The organism is Anaerobacillus sp. (genome assembly GCF_046314235.1).
Classification (GTDB): domain Bacteria; phylum Bacillota; class Bacilli; order Bacillales; family Anaerobacillaceae; genus Anaerobacillus.
Window position 1 is genome coordinate 148,608 of sequence record NZ_JBKBWN010000004.1, and the last position, 25,400, is coordinate 174,007.

General features: G+C 37.9%; 22 protein-coding genes and 1 riboswitch. Of the genes, 16 read left to right on the forward strand and 6 right to left on the reverse strand.

The window, feature by feature from the left end; all coding sequences use genetic code 11:
- The first annotated feature begins 459 nt into the window (after positions 1-459).
- The 4 genes from ACK4M9_RS06815 (at position 460) to ACK4M9_RS06830 (ending at position 3,922) form a co-directional block, all read left to right on the forward strand.
- Complete coding sequence (locus tag ACK4M9_RS06815; RefSeq protein ID WP_409848854.1) at positions 460-1,029, forward strand: YdcF family protein; 570 nt, start codon at positions 460-462, stop codon at positions 1,027-1,029.
- Positions 1,030-1,293: 264 nt separating this feature from the next.
- The gene (locus tag ACK4M9_RS06820; protein ID WP_409848855.1) at positions 1,294-1,896 is read left to right on the forward strand and encodes a DedA family protein; all 603 of its coding nucleotides are present in this window, start codon (positions 1,294-1,296) and stop codon (positions 1,894-1,896) included.
- Between the two features lie 49 nt (positions 1,897-1,945).
- On the forward strand, positions 1,946-3,097 hold the full coding sequence (locus tag ACK4M9_RS06825) for a thiolase family protein (protein WP_409848856.1): 1,152 nt from the start codon (positions 1,946-1,948) through the stop codon (positions 3,095-3,097).
- Between the two features lie 153 nt (positions 3,098-3,250).
- Positions 3,251-3,922: a PspA/IM30 family protein gene (locus tag ACK4M9_RS06830; protein WP_409848857.1), complete on the forward strand. Its 672-nt coding sequence runs from the start codon at positions 3,251-3,253 to the stop codon at positions 3,920-3,922.
- Between the two features lie 111 nt (positions 3,923-4,033).
- Here ACK4M9_RS06830 and ACK4M9_RS06835 read toward each other — a convergent pair whose 3' ends face one another.
- Positions 4,034-4,927 carry a polysaccharide deacetylase family protein gene (locus ACK4M9_RS06835; RefSeq protein WP_409848858.1) on the reverse strand — a complete coding sequence of 298 codons (894 nt, stop codon included), beginning with the start codon at positions 4,925-4,927 and terminating at the stop codon, positions 4,034-4,036.
- A gap of 849 nt (positions 4,928-5,776) precedes the next feature.
- Between ACK4M9_RS06835 and fdhD the strand changes: the two genes are divergently transcribed.
- From fdhD to ACK4M9_RS06880, 9 genes are all read left to right on the forward strand, one after another.
- Entirely contained in the window at positions 5,777-6,535 is a 759-nt protein-coding gene (fdhD, locus tag ACK4M9_RS06840; protein ID WP_409848859.1) for a formate dehydrogenase accessory sulfurtransferase FdhD, read from the forward strand.
- 139 nt (positions 6,536-6,674) lie between these two features.
- Entirely contained in the window at positions 6,675-9,683 is a 3,009-nt protein-coding gene (fdnG, locus tag ACK4M9_RS06845) for a formate dehydrogenase-N subunit alpha (RefSeq protein WP_409848860.1), read from the forward strand.
- A complete protein-coding gene (locus tag ACK4M9_RS06850) occupies positions 9,683-10,501 on the forward strand; it encodes a 4Fe-4S dicluster domain-containing protein (RefSeq protein ID WP_409848861.1) in 819 nt (272 codons plus the stop codon). Before fdnG ends, ACK4M9_RS06850 begins: the two co-directional genes overlap by 1 nt.
- Positions 10,494-11,192: a formate dehydrogenase subunit gamma gene (locus ACK4M9_RS06855; RefSeq protein ID WP_409848862.1), complete on the forward strand. Its 699-nt coding sequence runs from the start codon at positions 10,494-10,496 to the stop codon at positions 11,190-11,192. Before ACK4M9_RS06850 ends, ACK4M9_RS06855 begins: the two co-directional genes overlap by 8 nt.
- A gap of 302 nt (positions 11,193-11,494) precedes the next feature.
- Positions 11,495-12,301: a formate dehydrogenase accessory protein FdhE gene (locus ACK4M9_RS06860; RefSeq protein ID WP_409848863.1), complete on the forward strand. Its 807-nt coding sequence runs from the start codon at positions 11,495-11,497 to the stop codon at positions 12,299-12,301.
- 73 nt (positions 12,302-12,374) lie between these two features.
- Complete coding sequence (gene mobA / locus ACK4M9_RS06865; RefSeq protein WP_409848864.1) at positions 12,375-12,968, forward strand: molybdenum cofactor guanylyltransferase; 594 nt, start codon at positions 12,375-12,377, stop codon at positions 12,966-12,968.
- A 34-nt stretch (positions 12,969-13,002) separates the two neighbouring features.
- The gene (locus ACK4M9_RS06870; protein ID WP_409849185.1) at positions 13,003-14,235 is read left to right on the forward strand and encodes a molybdopterin molybdotransferase MoeA; all 1,233 of its coding nucleotides are present in this window, start codon (positions 13,003-13,005) and stop codon (positions 14,233-14,235) included.
- A gap of 8 nt (positions 14,236-14,243) precedes the next feature.
- Complete coding sequence (locus ACK4M9_RS06875) at positions 14,244-16,166, forward strand: molybdopterin biosynthesis protein (RefSeq protein ID WP_409848865.1); 1,923 nt, start codon at positions 14,244-14,246, stop codon at positions 16,164-16,166.
- 28 nt (positions 16,167-16,194) lie between these two features.
- A complete protein-coding gene (locus ACK4M9_RS06880) occupies positions 16,195-16,389 on the forward strand; it encodes a twin-arginine translocase TatA/TatE family subunit (protein WP_409848866.1) in 195 nt (64 codons plus the stop codon).
- A 299-nt stretch (positions 16,390-16,688) separates the two neighbouring features.
- Here ACK4M9_RS06880 and ACK4M9_RS06885 read toward each other — a convergent pair whose 3' ends face one another.
- Positions 16,689-16,889, reverse strand: a complete 201-nt coding sequence (locus tag ACK4M9_RS06885) for a cold-shock protein (RefSeq protein WP_409848867.1) — start codon at positions 16,887-16,889, stop codon at positions 16,689-16,691.
- A 227-nt stretch (positions 16,890-17,116) separates the two neighbouring features.
- On the opposite strand from ACK4M9_RS06885, the gene bcbE reads away from it, so the two are divergent.
- The 3 genes from bcbE (at position 17,117) to ACK4M9_RS06900 (ending at position 19,535) form a co-directional block, all read left to right on the forward strand.
- Entirely contained in the window at positions 17,117-18,313 is a 1,197-nt protein-coding gene (gene bcbE / locus ACK4M9_RS06890) for a bacillibactin exporter BcbE (RefSeq protein WP_409848868.1), read from the forward strand.
- A 65-nt stretch (positions 18,314-18,378) separates the two neighbouring features.
- Complete coding sequence (gene ytkD, locus ACK4M9_RS06895) at positions 18,379-18,882, forward strand: RNA deprotection pyrophosphohydrolase (protein ID WP_409848869.1); 504 nt, start codon at positions 18,379-18,381, stop codon at positions 18,880-18,882.
- 275 nt (positions 18,883-19,157) lie between these two features.
- A complete protein-coding gene (locus ACK4M9_RS06900; RefSeq protein WP_409848870.1) occupies positions 19,158-19,535 on the forward strand; it encodes a spore coat protein in 378 nt (125 codons plus the stop codon).
- 171 nt (positions 19,536-19,706) lie between these two features.
- On the opposite strand, the gene ACK4M9_RS06905 is transcribed toward ACK4M9_RS06900, so the two are convergent.
- The 4 genes from ACK4M9_RS06905 to pckA all read right to left on the reverse strand — a co-directional run bounded on the left by ACK4M9_RS06905 (position 19,707) and on the right by pckA (position 24,672).
- On the reverse strand, positions 19,707-20,510 hold the full coding sequence (locus ACK4M9_RS06905) for an ABC transporter permease (RefSeq protein WP_409848871.1): 804 nt from the start codon (positions 20,508-20,510) through the stop codon (positions 19,707-19,709).
- Positions 20,491-21,267 (reverse strand): ABC transporter ATP-binding protein, encoded by a 777-nt coding sequence (locus ACK4M9_RS06910; protein ID WP_409848872.1) that lies wholly within the window; start codon positions 21,265-21,267, stop codon positions 20,491-20,493. The genes ACK4M9_RS06905 and ACK4M9_RS06910 overlap by 20 nt, the downstream gene beginning before the upstream one ends.
- 123 nt (positions 21,268-21,390) lie before the next feature.
- Positions 21,391-22,344 (reverse strand): ABC transporter substrate-binding protein, encoded by a 954-nt coding sequence (locus tag ACK4M9_RS06915; RefSeq protein WP_409849187.1) that lies wholly within the window; start codon positions 22,342-22,344, stop codon positions 21,391-21,393.
- Between the two features lie 747 nt (positions 22,345-23,091).
- A complete protein-coding gene (gene pckA, locus ACK4M9_RS06920) occupies positions 23,092-24,672 on the reverse strand; it encodes a phosphoenolpyruvate carboxykinase (ATP) (RefSeq protein ID WP_409848873.1) in 1,581 nt (526 codons plus the stop codon).
- A gap of 512 nt (positions 24,673-25,184) precedes the next feature.
- Positions 25,185-25,320, forward strand: a riboswitch (SAM riboswitch).
- Positions 25,321-25,400 lie beyond the last annotated feature (80 nt).

Below are 25,400 nucleotides of genomic sequence, written 5' to 3' on the forward strand. Positions count from 1 at the left end.
GTAAGAGGCAATACCTATGGAAATAGACGATAATGGAGTATGAATCCTAGTTTTCGACTAAGATTTATACTCCGTTTTTTTATGAAAAAGTTTGAGCATTAACTAAAAATAGTATTATCACTAATTTATAAGGTCATCAAAATCCTTATTAAAATATGTCGCTGGATTTTCTTGAACGAACCTCTAAAATTCGTGAGAGTTTTACAGCGAAGAGAAAGGGGATCTGGCGACTTTTCATTGCAAATGATGGTTGCATGGTTTCCGCCGTAATATGAGTTTTATATGAAAAAAATCCTGCGAGTTCTTGAACGAGCTTTTTAGATAGGAACTATTTAATTGAGAGAAATTCCAATCTCTCAATGGATATATATGTTAAAATGAGAGAGAGTTTTACCGTTAACAATGAGAACAATCTTATAATAAAATTATTTTGATAGTAGAAAGAGACGAGGGAAACAAATGAAAAAATTACTTATCATTGGGGCTGTTTTGCTTTTAATACTTTTAAGCTACATAGCGATTGTTCATACATTAATGACAAAAGCAGCCAGTCAAGAACCACCCAAGGAAGTGGGCCATTTAATCGTCTTGGGGGCGAAATTAAATGGCGACGTTATGAGTCTCTCACTCTACTATCGAGTTAGAGAAGCGCTACAGTATTTGCAGGAAAATCCGGAAACGAAAGTCGTAGTTTCTGGCGGGCAAGGTCCGGATGAATGGATCACTGAAGCTGAAGCTATGGCGAATTACTTTATCGAAAACGGTATTGCTAAAGATCGAATTATCCTTGAAGATTTATCGACAACGACACTTGAAAATATTTCGTTTAGTCGTGAAGTTTTAGGAGCGGATATTAAAGAGGTTGTCATTGTGACAAATGATTTTCATCTTTACCGATCGATGGTCATTGCAAGGCGTCAAGGATTTGAGCCTTTTCCATTAGCAGCTGAAACACCTCGGATCGTAAGGGAGAAACTATGGACAAGGGAATACATAGCGATATTGAAAACATGGCTGTTTGATTGGTAAGAAGCTTCTATAAACTCTTGCTCTCAACCTAGAATGGGGAAGTTAGGCAACTTCTTTCACTTAATAGAAAAAAATGAAAAAATTTGAAACCTTCTTATAGGTCACCTCGTAAAGTAGTAAGAAAAATATGACAATATTATTTACGTGGTGCCTATCCACCATTTAAAATAATAAGTAACTTTTTACGCTAACTTGCAACTATGTACAGTTTCACTCTAGATGTCATTCCAAAAACTTTTTTCCAAAAAGGAAGCAGGAGATAAAATGGAGCTAGATGTACTGTTAACAGCTGTTTTAAAAGAGTTAGGATATGTCGGCATTTTTCTATGGCTTTGGCTTGGGATGATAGGAATTCCCATTCCAAATGAAGCGATCGTGACGACAATTGGTTACTTGTCAACAACACACATTTTGCAAGGTGACAAAGTTTTTTTGGCGGGTTATTTTGGTATTCTCGCAAGTTTGACGACAAGTTATTTATTAGGAAGATTTATTGGCGAAAAACTAGTAAGCTATTTATCACAAAGGAAAGGGCCGAAAACTTCAATTCGCAAGGCGCTCTATCTAATTAAAAAATATCATGTCTATTCATTAGTTATTAGTTATTTTATTCCTGGTGTTCGAATTTTTGTGCCATTTCTATACGGAATGATGCGTCTTTCATACGTACGCTTTGCTACTCTTTCTTATTTAACGGCGCTACTATGGTTTAGTATTTTTTTCGTATTAGGAATGTTTACTGGGAAGAATGACGATCTTGCAATCTTTATCACCGTTGCTTTCGTTATCACAATTAGTGTCGGTTCATTAATTATTAAGTTTGTGAGAAGGAAGAAAAAACGTGTTGAGGAGTCTTATCTAGGCTGATTTTATAACCTAATAATACGCAAACAGTTGTTAGGAGGGATGTGGAAACGTGAGAGAAGCAGTTATAATTGAAGCAGTTCGAACACCAATAGGTAAAAGAAATGGGCTACTTAGTCAAATTCGTCCTGATGAAATGCTAGCTAGTGTCTTAAACGAGGTCGTTGAGCGTGCAGGAGTGAGTAAAGCAGAGGTAGAAGATGTTATCGCAGGTTGTGTCACCCAAGCTGGGGAACAGTCTGCTGACATTGCTAGAGTTGCCGTACTCATTGCAGGTTTTCCCACAGAAGTTCCAGGAGTGACGATTGATCGGCAATGCGGATCAAGTGAGCAGGCGCTTCACTTTGCGGCACAAGCTGTATTAAGTGGTGATATGGATTGTGTGATCGCTTGTGGTGTGGAGAGCATGTCAAGGGTACCGATGTTTTCACAATTTCATGGTCGATTAGAAAGCGAGAAGCTTTTAAATCAATATGAAATCATCCACCAAGGGTTGTCAGCTGAACGAATTGCATCTAAGTGGCAGCTCAGCCGTCAAGAATTGGATTTATATGCTCTTCAAAGTCATCAAAAAGCTTTAAACGCCAAAAACAATGGATATTTCATAAAGGAAATAATGCCTATTGAAATTGAAAAGGATGGTCAAAAGATCTTGGTGTCTGAAGATGAAGGACCAAGAGCTGATACATCGCTTCAGCGTCTAGGTATGTTAAAAACACCATTTTTAGAAAATGGTTCAATTTCGGCAGGCAATGCTAGTCAAATTAGTGATGGTGCTGCGGCAATATTGATTATGTCCAGCGAAAAAGCAAAGCAATTAGGATTAAAAGCAAAATTTAGGATTGTCGCTCGAGCCGTCGTTGGGTCTGATCCTACGCTCATGCTAACCGGGCCAATAAGTGCTACAAGAAAAGTCTTAGCTAAAGCAAAGCTTTCATTAAATGATATTGATTTATATGAAGTCAATGAGGCGTTTGCTTCTGTTGTGCTAGCATGGGCAAAGGAGCTTCAGATCGACATGAGTAAGCTGAACGTAAATGGTGGTGCGATTGCCTTAGGGCATCCCCTTGGAGCATCTGGAGCAAGAATTATGACAACTATGCTCCATGAATTAGAGCGTACTGGTAAGAAGTTTGGATTACAAGCGATTTGTGAAGGCTATGGAATGGCTAATGCAACGATCATTGAACGAATTGAGCACTAGAAAAAAGTCAAGGAAAGCAAGAAAAAAACAAACTACACCTTACAAAGAAGTTACTATTTTTACAGAATTTAGTGACTTATGTGATAACTGTATATTATACTTTTAGGATAAGGTGTTTGTAAATAAAATTTTAAAAAACATGGAGGTAGAGAAATGGGAATTTTCAAACGTATTTCAACAGTATTTAAAGGGTATGCAAACAGTGCAGTAGACAGTTTAGAAAAACCTGAGATTGTTCTTAATCAAGCCATTATTGACTTAGAGAAGGCACAACGAGAAGCCACTGGAGCAGTAGCTAACAGTATGGCTGAACAAAAACGTGTTGAAGCCTTACTAAAGAAGGCTAATGAAGAAGTAGCGAAATGGGATGCTGGTGCCCGTCAAGCTTTAGCGCAAGAGAACGAAGAATTGGCATTAAAATGCCTTCAAAGAAAAAAAGAAAATGAAGCATTGGTAGTAGAATATACAGAGCAAGTCGAAGAGCAATCAGAGCAAGTTAAGGTACTCCGTGAAAGTCTAACGGAAATTGGCAATAGAATTTCTGAAGCAAAACGTAGAAAAGATACTCTAATAGCTAAAGATAAGATCGCATCTGCAAATGAAAAAGTATCAAAAGTAATGACAAAAAGCTTTGATAATAACGTTTTTGATACGTTAGATAGAATGGAAGAAAAAGTAGAAAGCCGTTCTCGCAGAGTAGACGCTGTTAAAGAGTTAGGTAAAAATGATTTAGAATCACAATTACGTGACTTGAATAAAGGCAGTGCGAGTGCTGATTTAGAGGCCTTACGTGCGGAGATGGGTCTAACCAACAAAGAGCAGTAAAAATAGAAACCTCATTACGACAATGAACTAATGAAGGCGCATGTGAGGGACATAATGGCAAAAAGGCCCACTTCTCTATACAGGAGTGAGGCCTTTTTAGTATTGGTATAGTTATCGAATTGAAAGGTTGAAGCCTTCATCGAGAGTGACAAAAGTAAACCCTTGTTCCCGAAGTAAAGGAATTGCCATTTTAACGCCTTCGAACGTCCCTTTCGTAGGTTGATTCATATGTAATAATGCAATCGAACCTGGCTTGGCAGTTAATAATGCATCTCTAACTTGTGTTGCTGAGAAAGTTGCCCCTGCATCACCTAAAATATCATAATTAACTACGTTCATTCCTAATTGTTCTACAATCTCGACAGCAATGTTGTCATAGAACGCAGTCCCCGAACGGAAATAGCGTGAAGAGTGGCCTGTTAGCTCTTTTATTTTTTCGAAGTTTGTTACTATTTCTCCAATTACCTCATCAACACTACTTGTTCCCTTAATCCCCCAGGCTGTTTTACCAGTAATAGATAAAGGACGGTGTTCTGTGCCGTGGTTTTCAATTTGAAATTGATCAAGTGAAGCTAAATATAAAAATGTTTCTAAGTTTTCATCAATCCAGCGACTATTTATAAATAAAGTAGCAGGAACGTTTTCTGCAACTAAATAGTTTATCAATGCCTCGTCATAGCCACTGCCCCATTCTCCACCACATGCATCAAACGTCAGGGAAACGATTTTTTCTTCAGTGGAAATCCTTTGGATAACTCCAGTTACGCTCTCCCCCCATTCTGATGGTTTGTCAAATCTAGTATTCTTAACGTTTGATATCGCAAACTTTAATTTTTCCAAATCATTGTTGTTAAGCCGAAGCGAAGTTCCAATAACCTGGTTTAAAGGAGGTCTTTCGATAATCTCGTGATCGTCTCCGATTAGAATGGATTCCTTATCTACAGAAACAAATATAAAAATAAAAAGAGTGATCATCACCATTGAAACTAGTATTATGTTGCGCATAGTTATTTTCCTTTCATTGAATTAGGCGAAAAACCGGTTTTTTTCATCAACTAAACATATTTGTTATGAACATTTTACCTAAAACTCATTCGTCTCGCGCCGTCGATGTTGGTCTTATTTAAATAGAAAAAAAGTGGCGGGTAGTTCACATTGACATTATAACAACTTTTTAGTAGCTGTCGCATGATTTCCTTCAACGAGCCTCAAAATACCTAATAGTTTCCATTGAAGGGAGTGTTAAGAGCAATAAATGGAAGTTGGTGTAGGTAAAATAACTCAAATAATTACCATGTTCTAAGTTAGTGCAAAAAAGTACAATTCGCTTTTTTTGAAAAAAAACAATAAACATTTTGTGAACTCGATAAAAAATAAATGTGAATGAATGGAAGGTAAAATTATCTTAATATATCTTTGAAAATGAGTGGAATTGGTAATTTGGAAGTGTTATTAGTGTTTAAAACGACAAAAGTATTAAATTTCTGTTGTATAATCTTTACTAGAAAAACAAATGTGAGTTTTTTCTACAAATTCCATTGTAACAAAGTGTTCACAAGAGTGATGAAAGTCACAGAAGTTTAGTGATCCAAAATGGTATTCTACAGTCAGTCAAGGATAATAGGTTATAAATGTGTAAGACGAGGGCCTAGGGGAAGGCTCTTAATTATTAAATCTCTTATTTTTGCCATGGAATGTTCATAATTAGATAGAAATCTAGTTTTACGAGTAACTAAGGGGTTTTAAGAAAACGTTTACAAACGGGGTAGTATCATATTGAATGATTGTTTAGCTATAGGTGCTAGTGATTAATTGTTGAAGTACCTACGCTAATCAAAATAGGGGGGGATATCGATGACTCGAAAATATTGTCCGGATGAATTTCCAATTACGCTTTATCTTAATGGCTACGAATTAGCAACATACCAATTAACGAAAGCGGATCTTGAAGATTGGGCAGTCGGGTATCTATATTCGGAAGGAATTATTAGTGGGCCCGGTGACCTGAAAAGGTTAACTATAGATGAAGACCACGGCAGAGTGCTTGTAGATACACATAATGAGTTCGATGCTGAAGCGTTTTCGCAAAAACAAAAGCATTTCACAGCAGGTTGTGGAAAAGGTGTTACGTTCTTTTCAATGACTGATGTGAAGAACTTTCCAAAAATCACGACAACAAGAACTGTGACGCTCTCTTATTTACTAAAGAAACGGCATGAATTTGCACAAAATTCACCGCTTTATTTAGAAACTGGAGGGATGCATGGCGCTTGTCTCGTTGATAAAGATGGAAACATTATTGTTCGCGAAGACATAGGTCGTCACAACGCAGTTGATAAAGTGCTTGGCTACGCTGTTCGCGCTGGACTTGACCCGCAAAGTTTGATTTTGCTCACAACCGGTAGGGTCTCGTATGAAATGTTGTCCAAAGCAGCCCGTTTCGGTATTGGTCTAATTGGTACAAGAACTGCTGCAACGAAACAAGCCGTTCAACTAGCAAACTTCTTGCAGATTGAGATCGTCGGTTACATTAGGGGAAAAATGGCGACCGTCTATACTTCTCAAGGAAAAGTGTTAAATGATGTTTCAAAGGTTGCTGGGGAGCAAGCTTAAAAAAGAACATTGGAAATCTAGTAAAGTAGAGAGATAGACCGCATATTGGTTGTCTTAGGTTAATCTTAGTTTTCATGAATGAACTTTTTTGAGGGGAATGTTAAGTTTTTTAACATATTTATTTAGGGGGGAATAAGTGATGTTTGATTTATCACGAAGACAGTTTCTAAAAATGTCTGGTGCAACTGCAGCAACGCTTGCAGTTGTTGAGTTAGGCTTCAAACCAAAAGAAGTCTCTGCACAGGCAAAAGAACTAAAAATCGCTCGTACAACTACAACACCAACGATCTGTCCTTATTGTTCAGTAGGTTGTGGGATTTTAGTTCATGTCAATGAAGAAAAAAATGATGTTTTATTTACAGAAGGAGATCCAGATCACCCAATTAACCGCGGATCATTATGTAGTAAAGGGACGTCAATTCGTCAGCTATACACTTCTGACAGACGTATAGAGAAGCCTTTATATCGCGCTCCAGGTAGCGACAAATGGGAAGTTAAAGAGTGGGATTGGACTTTAGATAAAATTGCCGAAAATATAAAGAATACTCGTGATAATAACTTCACTGAGCAAGAAAACGGCATTACTGTAAACCGTACTGAAGCGATTGCTTCATTAGGTGGAGCAGCTCTTGAAAATGAAGAATGTTACTTAATCCAAAAGTTTATGCGAGGACTTGGTTCAACCTTTATTGAGCATCAGGCCCGGATATGACACAGTTCTACGGTTGCCGGTCTGGCACCTACACTTGGTCGTGGCGCAATGACAAACCACTGGATTGATATTCAATTCACTGATTGTGCTTTAATTATTGGGGCAAACCCAGCAGAAAATCATCCAATAAGTATGAAATATATTCAAAAGGCAAAAGAGCGTGGCGGTAAGGTTGTCTCAGTAGATCCTCGTTACACTCGAACATCAACTCAGGCAGACGTTTATGCACCAATGCGTTCTGGTACAGATATCGCATTTATTGGTGGCTTAATTAACTATACACTTGAAAATAACTTATTCCACAAAGAGTATGTTGTTAATTATACAAATGCAGCACTTATCGTTAATGAAGACTTTAAGTTCGAAGATGGTATTTTCTCAGGTTATGATGCAGAAAAACGCAGCTATGACAGAAGTACTTGGACTTTCGAAAAAGAAGAAAATGGTGACTTTAAAAGGGACACTACGTTAAAACATCCACGATGTGTATTCCAATTAATGAAAAAGCACTATTCACGTTATGATGTTGATACAGTATGTTCAGTTACGGGTACTCCGAAAGAGGATTATCTGAAAGTGGCAGAAAGCTTCTGTTCAACTGGCGCAGAAGACAAAGTTGGAACAATCATGTATGCAATGGGAACAACTCAACATACTGTAGGATCACAAAATGTACGCTCATACGGTATGCTGCAATTGCTATTAGGGAATGTTGGACGTTCTGGTGGTGGCGTAAACGCGCTTCGCGGAGAATGTAATGTTCAAGGTTCAACTGACTTTGGACTTCTGTTCCACATTTTACCTGGATATATCCCGACTCCAATGGCTCTTGAGAAGAACAAAGATCTCGCTAGCTTTAATGAAGCAGAAACTCCTCATGGTGGTTTCTGGAACAATCGACCAAAGTTTATGACTAGTTTATTAAAATCTTTCTATGGAGCGAATGCAACTCCTGATAATGATTTCCTATATGACTATCTTCCGAAGCGTGGTAGAGATAGCTCACATATTTCACTATTCGAAGCTATGTTTGATGGTGACATTAAAGGTTTATTAGTTTGGGGGCAAAATCCAGTTGTTGGGGGACCGAACACGACGAAAGAGAAGAAAGCATTAGCAAAACTTGATTGGATGGTAGCCATTGACCTATGGGAAACTGAAACAGCTGCATTTTGGAAGAAAGACGCTAAAAGTGATCCAGCTTCCATTAGCACAGAAGTATTCTTATTACCTGCTTGTGGACCATACGAGAAAGAAGGTTCAGTTTCTAACTCAGGACGTTGGATGCAGTTCCGTTGGAAAGCAATTGAGCCAAAAGCTGAAGCGAAATCTGATGCTTGGATTTGTCACAACTTAGCATTACGTGTGAAGGATCTTTATAAAGGTGATTCATCAAATAAGGGTAAAATTGTGAATGCGTTAGATTGGAATTTCGGTAATAACGATAAGAATTATCCTGATAATGATCTGATTAATAAAGAAATTAATGGATATGATCTAACAACAGGTGAGACATTAGCAAGCTTCGGTTTATTAAAAGACGATGGAACGACTTCAAGTGGTAACTGGATTTACTGTGGATTCTATACAGATCGAAATCGCGCCAAAGATCGTGATAACAATGACACAGGGATGGAGAATTACTTGAACTGGTCATATGCTTGGCCGTTGAACCGCCGTGTCCTTTACAATCGTGCTGGTTGTACACCAGCAGGTCAACCGTGGGACTTCCGTGAAGGAATTAGGTGGAACGGTGAAACGTGGGCAGGTCATTATGACGTACCTGATTTCCCACCTACGAAAGCACCTGACACTGAAGCAGATCCAGGTGCACCAGGCTTAGCAGGTCATCGAGGGATAGATCCGTTTATTATGAGTGGTACAGGGCTAGGTGGTTTATTTGCACCAATGAACGATGGCCCATTCCCAGAGCACTATGAGCCATACGAAAGCCCAGTTCCAAATGCGTTCTCAAGCGTTGATCTAAATCCAGCTGTTAAGATCTGGTCAGGTGAACATAACGAAAAGGGTGATAGAAAAGATTTCCCGATTGTTGTGACAACGTATCGTTTAACAGAGCACTGGCAATCAGGCTCAATGACTCGTAACCTTGAATGGTTATCAGAACTTTCAGGTCATATGTTTGTCGAAATGAGTGAAGACTTAGCTCAAGAAAAAGGAATTAGCAATAAAGATAAAGTGATCATTAGCTCAGCTCGTGGTGAAATAGAAGCTTATGCAATGGTAACAAAACGCTTCAAGCCATATAAAATTCGTGGTGAGAAAGTCCATCATATCGGAATGCCTTGGCATTTTGGTTATATGGGTATTGCTACTGGTGCAATTGCAAACACACTAACACCACATATTGGTGATGCAAATACAATGATTCCTGAGTATAAAGCATTCCTCGGTAATGTTAGGAGGGCAAACTAATGACGACTAAATATGCAAAACTAGTAGACGTAACTCGTTGTGACGGTTGTCGAGCTTGTATGGTTGCTTGTAAAAACTGGAATGACCTTCCTGTTGAACCAGAAGAGTTTAAAGGAAGCTACCAATCTCATGATAAGTGTGGGGCTAACACGTGGAATGTTCTTACGTTCACAGAGCATGAATCAGATAACGGTAATTTCGAATGGTTATTCCGTCATAGTGCTTGTATGCATTGTACAGATGCTGCTTGTGTAAAAGTTTGTCCTGAAGACGCGATGCATTATACTGAGTTTGGAACAGTAAATACAAACTACGATAAGTGTGTAGGTTGCGGATATTGCGTACAAAACTGTCCATTCGGGATCGTTCAATTAGCAACACTTGTTGACGAAAAAGGCAAAGAGTATGAACAAGCACAAAAATGTACGATGTGTGTAGACAGACTTAGCGAAGGGTTAATGCCTTCATGTGTGGATGTATGTCATATGGACGCATTAGTTTATGGCGATAAAGCTGAAATGGTCGCTTTAGCTGAAGCGCGTTTAGCTCAAGTCAAAGATCGCTATCCAAATGCAAACATTTACAACCCAATTGGTGTAGATGGAACACAAACATTCTATTTATTAGCTGATAAACCAAGTGTTTATAATTTGCCAGAAAACCCAAAGGTTCCAACATCGGCAACGATTTGGAAAGATTACGCGCAACCGCTTGGAAAAGCGATGCTTGGTGTAACGACAATGGCAGTTATCGGCGGATTTATCTCTAACAAACTATTTAATAAACAAGGGGAAGAAGGAGGCGATCACGATGAGTAATAGACAACAAACGGTCAAGCGTTTTAGCAAGTGGGTAATTATTGCTCATTGGACGAATGCATTAGCTTTCTTCGCCCTTTATATTACAGCTCTACCACTATATACTGACTTCTTCAGTTGGATGTATCCAATCTTTGGTGGTCCAGAAAATTTACGATTGCTACATCGGATCTTTGCAGTCTTGTTTGTTTTACCACCAATAGTTATGCTATTTGTGGATCCAAAGAGTTTATTCCATTGGCTTAAGCAAACTCTTACTTGGAGAAAAGAAGACATTCTATTTTTCGTAAAGTTTCCAAAAGAATTTTTTGGTGGTCACGTAAAAGATATGCCGAAACAAGATTTCTTTAATGCTGGTGAGAAATTAAACTCTTTACTAACGATCACGTGTGCAGCTATGCTCATTGGTTCAGGGATTGTCATGTGGATGCCAGAATGGTTCCCACTAGCGCTTATTCAGTGGGCATACCCAATCCATAATATTGCCTTTGGACTTTCAGTAGCAGTTGTCGTTGGCCATATCTACTTAAGTCTTGGCCATCCAGGTTCTAAAGTATCAATGCAAGGAATGACAAAAGGTGACGTTCCAGTGAAATATGCGAAAGAACATCACGGTAAATGGTACGATGAGTTGGTAGCTAAAGGCGAAATCAAAGAAGAAAAACCTGTTAAAAAGGGTAAAGGAGCCTAATCGGCTCTAAAACTAACAATAGTTTGAAAAGGAATGCTGTCCCTTGTGGACAGCTATTCCTTTTCATACCATAGTAATCTATGAAATATAAAGCAATTTAGTTACCCATATAATGTTCAACGTGTTATTTGTCACAGGGGAGAAACTAGTCATTTGGTATACTTAAGACAAATGGATCTTGAATTTTGATTTATGAGCTTTTGGTAAATACTATTCGTTAGACACCTAAAATCGACAAAAAGTCTTATATCGTAACTCAACATTCAACATTCAATTTATTAAATTCTTGAGGTGATAGAATTATGAAACCAACAGTAATCTCCAATGAATACTTAGAATTGCAAACGCAAATTTCTAATAAACAAACAGAGTGGACGAATTCGCTAGAAAAAAGCACAGTGGTAGAAAAGCAATCATTACAACATAAACAAGTTCCAATTATCGCTCAACTAACTATCAATGTTCAGTTTGATCAATACAAAACATGGATTATTGAGTTAGCAGACGTGTTAATTGAGAAAGATGGTAACCTACTCAGCGATCTTACGAAAATAAAAACAATGCTTGATGAAGCAACTTTGATGAACTGGGCAAATGAGGTTTTGGCGTTTAATCAACTTTATTTCCAATCTTTTGCAGAAAAAAATGAATTGCCAGAATGGCTACCCTATTTTTTAGCTGAGCATAGTTTACGTCCTTTTTTGCGAGTGGTTTCTGATGTATATAGACAAGAATTGCCTAATTTAAATACAAAAGGAAGCTGTCCTTGTTGTGGCGAGCCAATCCGACTAGCAGTTTTGGAAGGGAAAGGGCTAAAAATGATTGTATGTCCTCGTTGTGAGGCGAAGTGGAATCAAAAGCGTTTGCATTGCTCATTTTGCGGTAATGAAGATCATCAAAGTTTAAGCTATTATACAGTTGAGAACGATAAGGCTTCAAAGTTAGAGGTTTGTGGGAACTGCAATAGCTATATTAAGGTTATTGACACAAGAAAATTGTTTAAAAAACAAACCGTCTTTTTACTTGATGTCACAACCATCCAACTTGATTTTGTCGCCCAAGAAAATGGCTTTGGAGTTCAGAATGAAGCGGAAGAAATGAAAAGCTAACTAAGAAGTAGTAGTTTGATCCAAGTGAACCTTCACTTAAAATGAAATAACAATTCGTAAAGGTGTGAAAAAAATGAAAGCCGGTGCTATTATACTTGCAGGTGGCAAGTCTAGCCGAATGGGAACAAACAAGGCATTGCTACCAATTGATGGGGTTACTAATATCGAGAGAATTAAAAATATCTTGGCAGAAGTTTTTGAGGAAATAATCATAGTTGCTAACGATGAAGCCGCATATCGATTTTTAAATCTGCCAATTATAAAAGATAAAGTGCTTGATAAAGGTCCACTAGCAGGAATTCAGGCTGGTCTTCTTGCAGCAAAATATGAGACAAACCTCATCATTGCATGTGACATGCCATTCATTTCACCTCTTGTTGCAATAAAGTTAGTAAAGGAAAGCAATGATTATGATGCAGTAGTTCCAGTTATTTCTGGTAAGCAACATCCATTATTTGCAGTTTATAAAAAAGCGATCCTACCAACTTTAGATGATTGTTTACAAACAGATCAATTACGCATTAAGAACTTACTAGACCGTGTTCACGTTAAATACAATACGGAAGACGATCTTCTTGATAAAGAAATTGATAAACTTGACCAAGTTTTCTATAATATGAATCAACCTTGGGAATATGAAAAAGTAGTAAATTTAACCAAAAAATAGTATTCTCGTAGAAAAAGAGGGAGGATGCAACTTGATGCAATTTTTTAAGGTGAAAACCGTTGAACAAACATTTGCACTTATTGAAGATTTAGTGAAAGCAGTTCAAGATATTGAAGTAATTCCCCTTGAGCAATCTCTACATCGAATACTAGCTAAAGACATTACAGCGACAGAAAATGTTCCTAGCTTTCCGAGATCCACTGTTGATGGGTATGCAGTGAGAGCAAAAGAAACGTTTGGCTCTTCTGAAACAATGCCTGGTTTTTTAAATATAGCTGGCAGTGTCAAGATGGGGGAAGAAGTGACAACTCCTCTTAAAGTGGGTGAGGCTATCTACATTCCAACAGGTGGAATGCTTCCACCTAATAGTGATAGCGTTATCATGATTGAACATTGCGAGGATCTTGCAGGCTTACTAAATATGTATAAGCAAGTAGCCCCGGGTGAAAATGTTATTCAAATTGGAGAGGATGTAAAAGAAGGCGTTGTCCTAATTGAGAAAGGTACGAAACTTCGCCCTCAAGAGTTAGGAGCAATTGCTGCGCTTGGTCAAACTGAAGTTACGGTATACAAGCAATTAACGATCGGTTACTTATCTAGTGGTGATGAAATTGTCCCTTATCAAACTGAAAGTTTAAAAATAGGTCAAGTAAGAGATATTAATGCTCTTACGATTACAAGTTTAGTACAAGAATGGGGAGCCAAGGCTATTTATGCTGGGATAGTTACGGATGACTTTCAAGAATATCAAAGCCGAGCCAAAGATCTTTTTGAAAAAGTAGATTGTCTTGTTCTCTCGGGAGGCAGTTCAGTTGGTGCAAAGGATTATACAACGAAGGTAATCGAATCTCTTGGCGCGCCTGGAGTTTTTACCCACGGGATTTCGATTAAGCCAGGAAAGCCAACGATCTTAGCGATCGCAAATCAAAAACCTGTGATCGGCCTACCAGGGCATCCTGCATCAGCGATGATCATCTTTTCTTTATTTGCAAAAAAAATCATTGAAAAGCTTAGCGGTGAAAAAGCTCATAACAGGTTAGACAGAGTTCAAGTTCGGTTGACAAAAAACATCCATTCTTCAATGGGACGAACAGATTATATTAGGGTAAAATTAATTGAGGAAGATGGACAGTGGTGGGCAGAACCAATTATCGGAAAATCTGGCCTTATCTCAACACTTGTTCAAAGTGATGCTATTGTGGAAATTACCGCAGAATTCGAAGGGGCAAGACAAGGCGAATTTGTACCAGCCATTTTGTTGCGTTAGGGGGCGTTGTGTTGAGTAGTAAGGAGTTCAACCGAAAAGTTTATCTCCAAGATAAACCAAGAATACAAGCAAAAGAAGAGTTATTGGAAAAATTAAAATTAATTCCTGAAATAGAATCAATTCCAACAAGAACTGCTTTAGGAAGGGTTACAGCTTTACCAATTTTTGCAAATCTTTCGATGCCTCATTATCATGCAGCGGCAATGGATGGAATTGCAGTTAGAGCAGAAGATACCTATGAAGCCCATGAACAACGACCACTACACTTGGAAAAAAATCAAGATTTTGTGTATGTTGATACTGGGAACCCGATTCCGAATGAATATAACGCAGTGATTATGATCGAGGATATTCAAGAGGTTGATGCAAGGACAATAGAAATTATTGCGCCTGCTACACCTTGGCAACACATTCGCCCGGTTGGTGAGGATGTTGTTTGTGGGGAAATGATTTTGCCACAAGGACATAGTCTTCGCTCAGTTGATCTTGGCGCGTTGCTTGCTGGGGGAGTCCTTGAACTTCCAGTTATAAAAAGACCAAAAGTCGCTATTTTACCAACAGGAAATGAACTTATCGAACCTGGTTCGCCAATGAAGCCAGGGGATATTATTGAGTTTAACGGCACCGTTTTTGCAAGCTTCGTCCATGAATGGGGGGGAGAGCCACTTCTTTCAAACATTATTGTCGATAACCCAGAACAAATTCGTCAAGCTATTGAAAAAGCTGCCGCCGAGGCTGATATGATTATCATTAATGCTGGTTCTTCTGCCGGATCAAAGGACTATACGTATCATGTCATTAGCGAATTAGGTGAAGTGTATACACATGGGATTGCGACTCGTCCGGGCAAACCAGTAATACTAGGTGAGGTGAAAGGAAAACCGATTATTGGTGTCCCTGGTTACCCAGTTTCTGCTTATCTTGCATTAGAATGGTTCCTAAGACCACTGGTCTACCATTATCAAGGTATTCAAGAGCCGAAACGTGAAACGTTAACCGTTCGCTTAGGCCGAAGAATCGTTTCCAATATGGGAGCAGAAGATTTTGTTCGAATGAATATTGGTTATGTAAATGGGGAATATATTGCTAACCCGTTAACGAGAGCGGCTGGCGTAACGATGTCAATGGTTCGTGCCGATGGTATTTTAATCGTGCCCCCAGAGAGTCAAGGTCTAGAGCAAGGTGAAGAAGTAGAAATAGAACTCTACAAACCAATAGAGGCAATCGAAAAGGGGATTTTATTTACTGGTAGCCATGACTTGTCTATTGACATTGTCTCTACTTTAATTAAGAAAAAGGACGTAAATAGACAAATCATATCGTCCCATGTTGGTAGTTTGGCTGGTATAATGGCAATAAGAAAAGGTGAGGCACATGTTACTGGCATCCACCTTCTAGATCCAGAATTAGAAACCTATAATCTACCGTATGTAGAGAAATACCTTGCTGGTGAGGATGTAGTTATGCTTCCTTTTTTAAAGCGAGAGCAAGGGTGGATTGTACCTAAAGGTAATCCTTTAAACATAAAAACTCTAGAAGATATTGTAGAGAAACGTGCAGCGTATGTAAATCGCCAACGGGGGGCAGGCACGAGAATATTATTTGACTCATTGTTAAAAAAACATAATCTTTCTTTCGAACATATTCAAGGTTACGAGAGAGAAATGTATTCTCACCTAAGTGTAGCGGCTGAAATAAAAGAAAAAGAAAACAGTGTTGGCTTAGGTGTTTACTCTGCTGCAAATACAATGGGGCTTGACTTTGTCCCTGTTGCGGATGAAAGTTATGATCTAGTAATGACGAGGGCCTTTTACGAAAGTGAAGGAGCTCAGTTATTTTTAGAAATTATTAAGTCTGAAGAATTTGTTAAAGCTGTTGAACAATTAGGTGGCTATAAAGTTGTGAGTGATTGTGTACCCAATTTTTTTTAAAATTAACCTTACTTGAGGGGGAGAAAACATGTTTGGAAATATTGGAATTCCAGGTTTAATATTAATCTTAGTTATTGCTTTAATTATTTTTGGTCCGAAAAAGTTACCAGAAATGGGTAGAGCTGTTGGACAAACGCTTAAAGAGTTTAAAAAATCAACACGAGAATTAACGAGCGATTTAGATGATGAGAAAAAGACTGAAACAGAAAAAGACGAAAAATAATTTAGAGTAAATATAAAGATATGTAATCTAGATTACATATCAGAAGATAAAAAAAGAAAGGGGATGGATAATTTATCCATTCCCTTTCTTTTTTTACATTAGTAACTCTAAATTTTCAGATGAGGGTGTTCGTAAGAGACAGCCCACGGCTAGGTTTGACATCTAGTCGTTATAGCAGTAGATGTCGTACCTAAGGTGACTGTTACTTAGTTTTGAAGCCCAAATTATATGAAAAAATTCATAGTTTCTAAAGCTATAGAAAAACTTTGCGAGGTCTAGGTTTTTTGCAAATTATCCTATTATATTCTTTCTACGTTAACTGCTTGTGGGCCACGGTTGCCAGTTTCAATTTCGAAGCTAACCTCTTGACCTTCATCAAGTGACTTAAAACCTTCACCTTGAATAGCAGAAAAATGAACAAAAACGTCATCTTGTCCTTCTACTTCAATAAATCCAAACCCTTTTTCAGCATTAAACCATTTAACTTTACCTTGTGGCATTAAAAAATTCCTCCTAAATATTAACCTAAAATTTTTCCATTTACTTTTGTTCCTCAAGTAAATGGCTTTTTTATAGTGACCTAAATCTGATTCGATTATTCATGGAAATTAAATTTCCCATCAAATTTTCCTTCTGAGTGTTTATTGCTACAGAGAGGAATAGTTTCGTTAAATTCTAAAATACTAAAAATAAAATGATCATATGACAAAAGAGGGCGAGGTTTCTTATGGAAGAAAAAAAAACGTGGGATCTTGTATCCATAGCGTCAATTCCTTTAGTTATGACACTTGGGAATTCAATGTTAATCCCTGTCCTTCCGACGATTGAAAAAGAATTGGATATCAGTTCTTTACAAGTAAGTATGATTATTACGGTTTATTCAGTTGTTGCGATTATCCTAATACCAATTGCAGGCTATTTATCTGATCAATATGGAAGAAAAAGAATTATTATCCCTAGTTTAATGATTGCAGCTATAGGGGGATTAATTTCGGGATGGGCTGCATGGCAAGTAAAGGATGCTTATGGAATTATTATTATTGGCCGTCTACTTCAAGGCGTGGGAGCTGCTGGGGCTGCTCCTATTGTTATGCCGTTAGTTGGTGATATTTTTCAAAATGAAAGTGATGTTAGTAATGGACTTGGAGTAATTGAAACCTCAAATACGTTTGGAAAAGTTTTAAGTCCTATATTGGGTGCAGTGCTTGCAGCGGTCGTTTGGTTTATGCCATTTTTTGCATTTCCAGTATTCTGTTTAATTTCTATTCTAATGATGATTTTTCTCGTAAAAACACCACCTTTAGCTACAGAACCGCCAAAGCTAAAAGCATTTATTCGCTCATTAAAATATATATTTAAAAGTGAAGGTCGTTGGTTATATGCCGTCTTTGCGATAGGTTGTATATGCATGTTTGTTCTGTTTGGTGTTTTATTCTACTTATCGACAATGTTAGAGGAACAACACAAAATTGACGGAATAAAAAAAGGAATTATATTAGCCATACCCTTAGCTGCGCTTTGTTTTTCATCATATGTTACAGGTAAAACAATAGGTCAGGATAAACAAAAAATGAAAATTATCACTGTCGTTGGTTTAGTTATATTAACGATTGCCAATTTTTCTGTTGCCTTTTCAAAGGATATTTATGTACTACTAACTGCCATGTTTGCGTCAGGGCTTGGGATCGGTTTTGCTTTGCCAAGTCTAGATGCTTTAGTAACTGAAGGAATTGAAAAGGAAGAACGAGGCACTATTACCTCGATTTATAGTAGTATGCGCTTTGTTGGTGTTGCCTTAGGACCGCCAGTTGTTGCAGTTTTAATGAAGATATCTCATTTTGTTTTATTTGCAGCAATAACTTTAATAAGTATCATCGCAGTTTTAATCACGACTACATTTATCAAACCTACTGAAGACGATTAAGAGTTAATCAATGCTTTTTATAGCAAAGGTTGTGTATAATAAAAAGAAAACCAAGGGAGATTGGAGTGTCAGTAGGTACATTGCATAATCAATTTTATTCATTTATCGATTTTTATAAAAATAAAGTGGAGTTTTCATTTGAAAATCAGCCATTTTCGACAAATCCTAGGCATGTTTGGATTATTTGCCGCTTAGGTAACCATTGGCTTTTAACTAGACATAAAGATCGTGGAATTGAATTTCCAGGTGGGAAAGTGGAGGCGGGGGAAACCCCTGAGGAAGCGGCTCAAAGAGAAGTTTATGAAGAAACTGGGGGCAGTGTCGAAACCCTAACCTATATTGGTCAATACCGTGTCACAGGAAAGCAAGAGGTTGTCATCAAAAATGTTTATTTTGCCAATATTAAGGGTCTTGATGCAAAAGAGCATTACTTTGAAACAGCTGGCCCGGTTTTATTAAAAGAATTGCCTCCTAATATTAAAATTAATCATCTATTTAGTTTTATAATGAAGGATGATGTTCTTAAATATAGTATGGAATGGCTAGAGAATAATTTGAAGTTAAAATAGCAGCTTTCGTCACTTCAAAGAGTGATGAAGGCTGTTTTTTTTTTATATTATAAAAAGATTTAATGCTAATAACAGGCTAGTCGTGCTCCAGATAGACCTTTGATCAAAAATAGAGAAGAAGTTGCTTGTCGCCGTTCTACGCTTTTGATAATTGAGCATTATAAGTAGAGCGCTCCTAGTTTTTCTTGAAAATGAGCAAACGCCTTGGTCTATTGTCCAATCATTAAGTGGACTATTACATAGGATACATTATCACGAGTTAAGGAGGAACAAACATGAGTGACAATATAAACCAAAATGCAGATCAAATAAATAAAGATATTCAACTTTCTGAAGAGCTTATTCATATTATCGACTCTTGTGATGTGACAGTGAATACAACAGATACGAAAGCTGCTGTGTCTCTTCAGGCTTCATTACAAGCGGCGATTGCATTAATCATTAGCGTCTCAATCGCCGATAGCTCAAAAGCGGAAAGAATTACACAAGACTTAATGCAAACAACAAAGACGAAGCAACAAACGTTCCAAAAAGTCGTTATTGAAGGCTCTCAAGGGGTTAATGTAACAACTACAGACACGCAAGTTGCATTAAACATTCAAATTCTATTACAACTCCTATTAGCCTTAATTGTTAGACTAGATATTCTATAAGTATAGCGCCACCTATTCACAGTTCTTACCGTAATGATGGTGCTCTATGAGGAGGTTCCATAAGAAAAGGAAGAGTTTCCTCGTCCACTAGAAAAAAGCTTGTGTACAATCCTACACAAGCTATTTCTAGTTTCACGCCAAGGTACATTTATACTTATTGGATAGACTTTCTTATCTGTGATGTTTTATTAACTTTCGTTCAAGCAACTCAACACCTTGGTACATTATAGTCGCTAATACAGCTATAACTAATAAGCTTAGGATAACTAAGTTGAAGTTGAAAACTTGGAAGCCGTAAATAATCATATAGCCTAATCCTTGTTTCGATACGAGAAATTCCCCGACAATGACTCCTACCCATGATAAGCCAACATTGACCTTTAAAGTTGAGATAATCGTTGGAATAGTCGCTGGTAAGATAACTGATCTAAATGATTGTGATTTATCTGCCCCAAATGTTTGGACAACCTTTAAATAATTTTCGTCAACACCTTTAAAGGCATTGTAAACAACAAGAGTTGTAATAATGACTGAGATTAGTGCTCCCATCGCAATAATCGATAAATACCCAGGACCAAGTCCGACGATTAAAATTGGCCCAAGAGCAATTTTAGGCATTGAGTTAAGAACAACAAGATACGGATCTAAAACTCTTGATAAAAATGGTGACCACCAGAGCATCGCAGCAATTAATGTTCCAATTACTGTCCCTAAGATAAATCCAGCAATTGTTTCAAATAGTGTTACTGACGTATGGGTCAATAATGAACCATCCTGGACTTTTTCTAAAAATAACTTCCATACCCTAGAAGGCATACTGAAAAGCAGTGGATCGATCCAGCGCATTTTTCCGGCAATTTCCCACGTTGCAAAGAAAAGAAGTAATATACACAATTGGCTAAAGCGAATTTGAATGTTTTGTACTCGTTTCTTTTGCTTGTATTGCTCATGAAGCTCAGATACGCTCTTCTTCAAAGCTCTCCAACTCCTTCCATATTTGTTGAAAGAGTTTGTTAAAACTATGATGGTTTCTTGCTTGAAAAGGTGCTAATAATCTTAAATTTTCAGGAACTTCAAATATATTATGCACTCTACCAGGTCTTGCAGATAAGAGCACAATTCGATCAGACATGGCGATGGCTTCTCCGATATCATGGGTAACTAAAATAGCTGTTTTGCCTTGATCCTTAAGCGTAAATGACACAAGGTCCTCAAGTTTTAGTTTTGTTTGATAATCTAAGGCCGAGAACGGTTCATCTAATAGTAGCAGTTTTGGCTCGGTTGCTAACATGCGAACGAGAGCGACCCGTTGCCGCATTCCTCCAGATAGTTGACTTGGATAATCATCTTTTTTATCAAGAAGTCCCATTTTCTCAAGCAGTGCTAAAGCATAGCTTCTCGTTTCTACATTTAGTTTTTTCATTGTTTTTAGACCAATTGTAATGTTTTGTTCAATCGTTAACCAAGGATATAAATAATCCTGTTGGAGCATATAACCAGTTTTTGGGGATGGCCTGAAGATTTGCTGCCCCTCAATATGAATCTCTCCATTTGTCGGTTGGATGAGGCCTGCAATTAAAGAAAGGAGTGTTGTCTTTCCGCATCCACTAGGTCCGATCAAGGAAACGAATTCCCCGTTTGCAACAGAGAGTGAAATATCGTTGAGGGCGGTTGTTGCAGCTTCTTGTGAAAAAAATGTTTTATCGACATTTTTAATACGAACAATCGACAATGCAAAAAACCTCCCTTGTTAGTATAAAGTTTTGGTTTTGAGTTTTGGTGCTCAGTTATTGAAGTTGTAATTATTAGTGATAACACTATGACAAAGCACTCTGGATACTCAATAGTCTTGAAACTACTTTGTTACGTTTTCCGCGATAGTTGTATTCACTAGTTCACTATATTCTACTGTCATTGGTAATTCACCAGCTTGATCCATAATCGTGTGAAGGTTTTCCCAGGCTTCTTCTTTAATTCTCGGAGAAGTAGCGTATGACCCTTGAGATTTATAATTTTCAACGACATTTTCAATGATTTCTAGCGATGTGTCATTAAAAAAAGGTTGAATTGATTTCGCAATCTCTTCTGTTGAACTAGATTGAACCCATTGCTGTGCTTTATATAAAGCTCTTGTAAAACGTTCTAAGACGTCGCTATTCTTTTCAAGATAGCTCTTTTTTGCCATGAAACCAGTATAAGGAACAACTCCAGATTCAGCACCGAATGATGCAACAATGTGACCAATTCCATCTAGTTCGAATTGTGTTGCTGTTGGTTCAAACAGTTGGACAAATTCACCTGTTCCAGATGCAAAGGCACTTGGGATATTCCCGAAATCAATATTTTGGATTAAATTTAAATCATTTTGCGGATCAATATTATGCTTTCTTAAGACATGCTCACCTACCATTTGAGGCATTCCACCTTTACGTTGACCAAGAAATGTACTCCCTTTTAACATACTCCAATTAAAATCTTCAATTGGTTCTCTTGATACAAGGAAGGTTCCATCTGTTTGCGTTAAAGCGGCAAAGTTTATCGGTGGATCATTAGCTTCTTGAGCATAAACGTAAATTGATGTTTCCGCTCCGACTAGGGCGACATCAGCACCATTTGCTAAGAGAGTCGTCATCGTCGTGTCCCCACCCCAAGTAGTTGTTAAATCAATCTCAATTCCTTCTTCTTCAAAGAAGCCTTCAGAAATCGCTACATATTGTGGAGCATAGAAGATTGACCGTGTTACCTCTGCGACGCGAACCTTATCTATACCTTGACTAGAAGAACAGCCCACTACTAAAAAAGCAGTCATTACAGTAATGAAACTAAAGAATAATATTTTTCTTAAACCTGCCATTTAAACTCCTCCTGTTATAAACAATGTGATATCTTCTGATGTAATACTCTATGTCAATTCGCCCAGATGTGTGTTAATCCTAAAAAAAGATTAGGAGAGAGGGGACACGTTGAAGCCCGCAACGTGCCCGTCAGGAGAGTCAGGGCGTCGTAAAGGTAACATGGAAGTCAGCCATGTGCCCGTCAGGAGAGCTGAGTCGACGTAAAGGTAACGTTGAAGCCGGCAACGTGCCCGTCAGGAGAGCCGAGTCGTCGTAAAGGGAACATTGAAGCCGGCAACGTGCCCATCAGGAGAGCCAGGCCGTCGTAAAGGTAACGTTGAAGCCGGCAACGTGCCCGTCAGGAGAGCTGAGTCGACGTAAAGGTGACGTTGAAGCTGGCAACGTGCCCGTCAGGAGAGCCGAGTCGTCGTAAAGGGAACATTGAAGCCGGCAACGTGCCCGTCAGGAGAGCCAGGCCGTCGTAAAGGGAAACATAGTAGAAAAGGGTTCTTTGTGTCGCCAATATTGTAGCCTTACAATAGAGAATAATGGAGGGGGAAAATGGTAAATGAGGCAAGTAAATATGATTTCTAGCTTGTTTTTAGGAAGGAAAAAAAAGAGGCTGGACTCAAAAGTCATTTTACAATAACCTCTTAAGTCAGCCTCTTCAACTTTAGAATTAAGATTTTCTATAGAATTAGGTTTTCTTTTAGAATTTAGATTTAGAATTTTGGTCCGGCATTGCGGATCTCATCGCTTATTTCCGCAAACTTTTTAAAGTTTTCTTGAAACTTAGTAGCTAGAGACTTTGCTTTGGCATCGTATGCCTTTTTATCTGTCCATGTATCCTTAGGCTGAAGAATTTCATCAGGTACTCCTGGGCACCGAGTTGGGATATTTAATCCGAAAATCGGATCGACAATTGTTTCAACAGAGTTTAATTCGCCTAATAGAGCGGCTTGAACCATCGCACGAGTATAAGCTAAATTCATACGTTTACCAACGCCATACTCGCCACCAGACCAGCCAGTGTTTACTAAGAATACTTGGGCATTATGTTGGTTAATTTTCTCCCCTAACATTTCGGCATAGCGGTAGGCTGGAAGTGGTAAGAATGGTGCTCCAAAGCAAGTTGAGAATGTTGCTTCTGGACTTGTTACACCACGTTCAGTACCTGCTAGCTTACTTGTGTAACCTGATAGAAAGTGATACATGGCTTGTTCTTTTGTTAGTTTACTAATTGGAGGTAATACTCCAAAAGCATCCGCCGTTAGAAAAATAATTGTACTAGGGTGGCCTGCGACACTTGGAATGACTGAATTTGGAATCGATTGAAGTGGGTAGGCAGCACGAGTATTTTCAGTTAATGATGTATCATGATAATCTGGATTAAAATTTTTATCTAAAACGACATTCTCTAAGACTGCGCCAAAGCGAATTGCGTTGTAGATTTGTGGTTCTTTTTCCTCGGTAAGACTGATACATTTTGCATAGCAACCACCTTCGATATTAAAAACACCAGTGTGTGACCACCCATGCTCGTCATCACCGATTAAATGGCGATCTGGATCAGCAGAGAGAGTTGTTTTCCCTGTTCCAGATAGACCGAAGAATAAAGCTACATCACCTTCATCTCCAACGTTTGCTGAGCAATGCATAGAGAGGACATTTTTTTCAGGCAATAAATAGTTCATAATTGAAAAAATTGATTTTTTTATTTCTCCAGCATATTCGGTACCACCAATAAGAACTGTACGTTTCTCAAAAGAGATGATAATAAACGTCTCTGAATTGGTACCATCAATTGTTGGATTAGCTTTAAATCCAGGTGCTGAAATAATCGTAAACTCAGCCTCATGAGTCGCTAGCTCAGCTTCTGTAGGGCGGATGAACAATTGGCGAGCGAAGAGATTGTGCCAAGCAAACTCATTTATAACACGAATTGGGAGGCGATATCCCTTATCTGCACCTGCATAGTTTTTTGAAGCATAGACTTTATCTTTTGTTTTTAAATATGCTAGTACTTTTTTATATAAATTTTCAAATACATCTTTACTAATCGGTTGGTTTACAGCCCCCCAATTAATTTTGTTTCTTACAGAAGTTTCTTCTACGATGTACTTATCCTGAGGTGAACGTCCTGTGTATTTACCAGTTGTTGCAAGAAGGGCTCCAGTGGAAGTTAATTTGCCTTCTTTTCGCTCAAGAGCACTTTCCACTAATTGTGATATCGGTAAGTCGTGGCAAATATTATCACCCTTCAAAACATTTTCTAATTCTGTTTCATAACTAAGTGTACTCATTCGCACCAAAACCCTTCCTAATATTGTTTTTTTAAAGAATAAATTTTCTGGACTTCCATAAAGCCTGTTTTGACGAGCGTCCAACACTCGATTTAAGAGCTAGTCAGAATAAAAGTTTAAAAAATACAGTTGACCGTTTATCAATGACTATACTTTTTAATTTATGCTGTAATTACCTTCTTTGTCAATAATTAGTATAACACATTAAGATTAATAGTCTATACTATTCACCTTTTTTTATTTCGACAATAATGAATTTCATCATTCTTTCTTTTCGCTACTAAGTTCTAAATGTAGTTGCGTTAAAACCATTCGCAACTACATATAGTTTGATATAGCTCGATTAAGGTAATGATGAAATTCACTTAATTAAAGTAGCATTTTGGTTACTCTCGATGAATGATTTGGAGTGAGGGAAAAAAGCAAAGTAATTATCGACAAAACTAGGCAAGATCAACGAAAATAGGTTGACTTTATATAACTGTTACGATATGATATGACCCGAACGGATACTCTTATCCCGAGTCGGTGGAGGGACAGGCCCGAAGAAACCCAGCAACCAACACTTAAATGTTTGCTTCATTAGCTAACATTCCATCATAGTGAAAAGGTGCTAACCTGCAAGACTACGGTCTTGATCGATAAGAGGCGAAAGGCTTATAATCAAAACCTTTTCCTCATCTTTGGGAAAGGTTTTTTCATATGAGGCTAAAATTATTTGTGTTTGT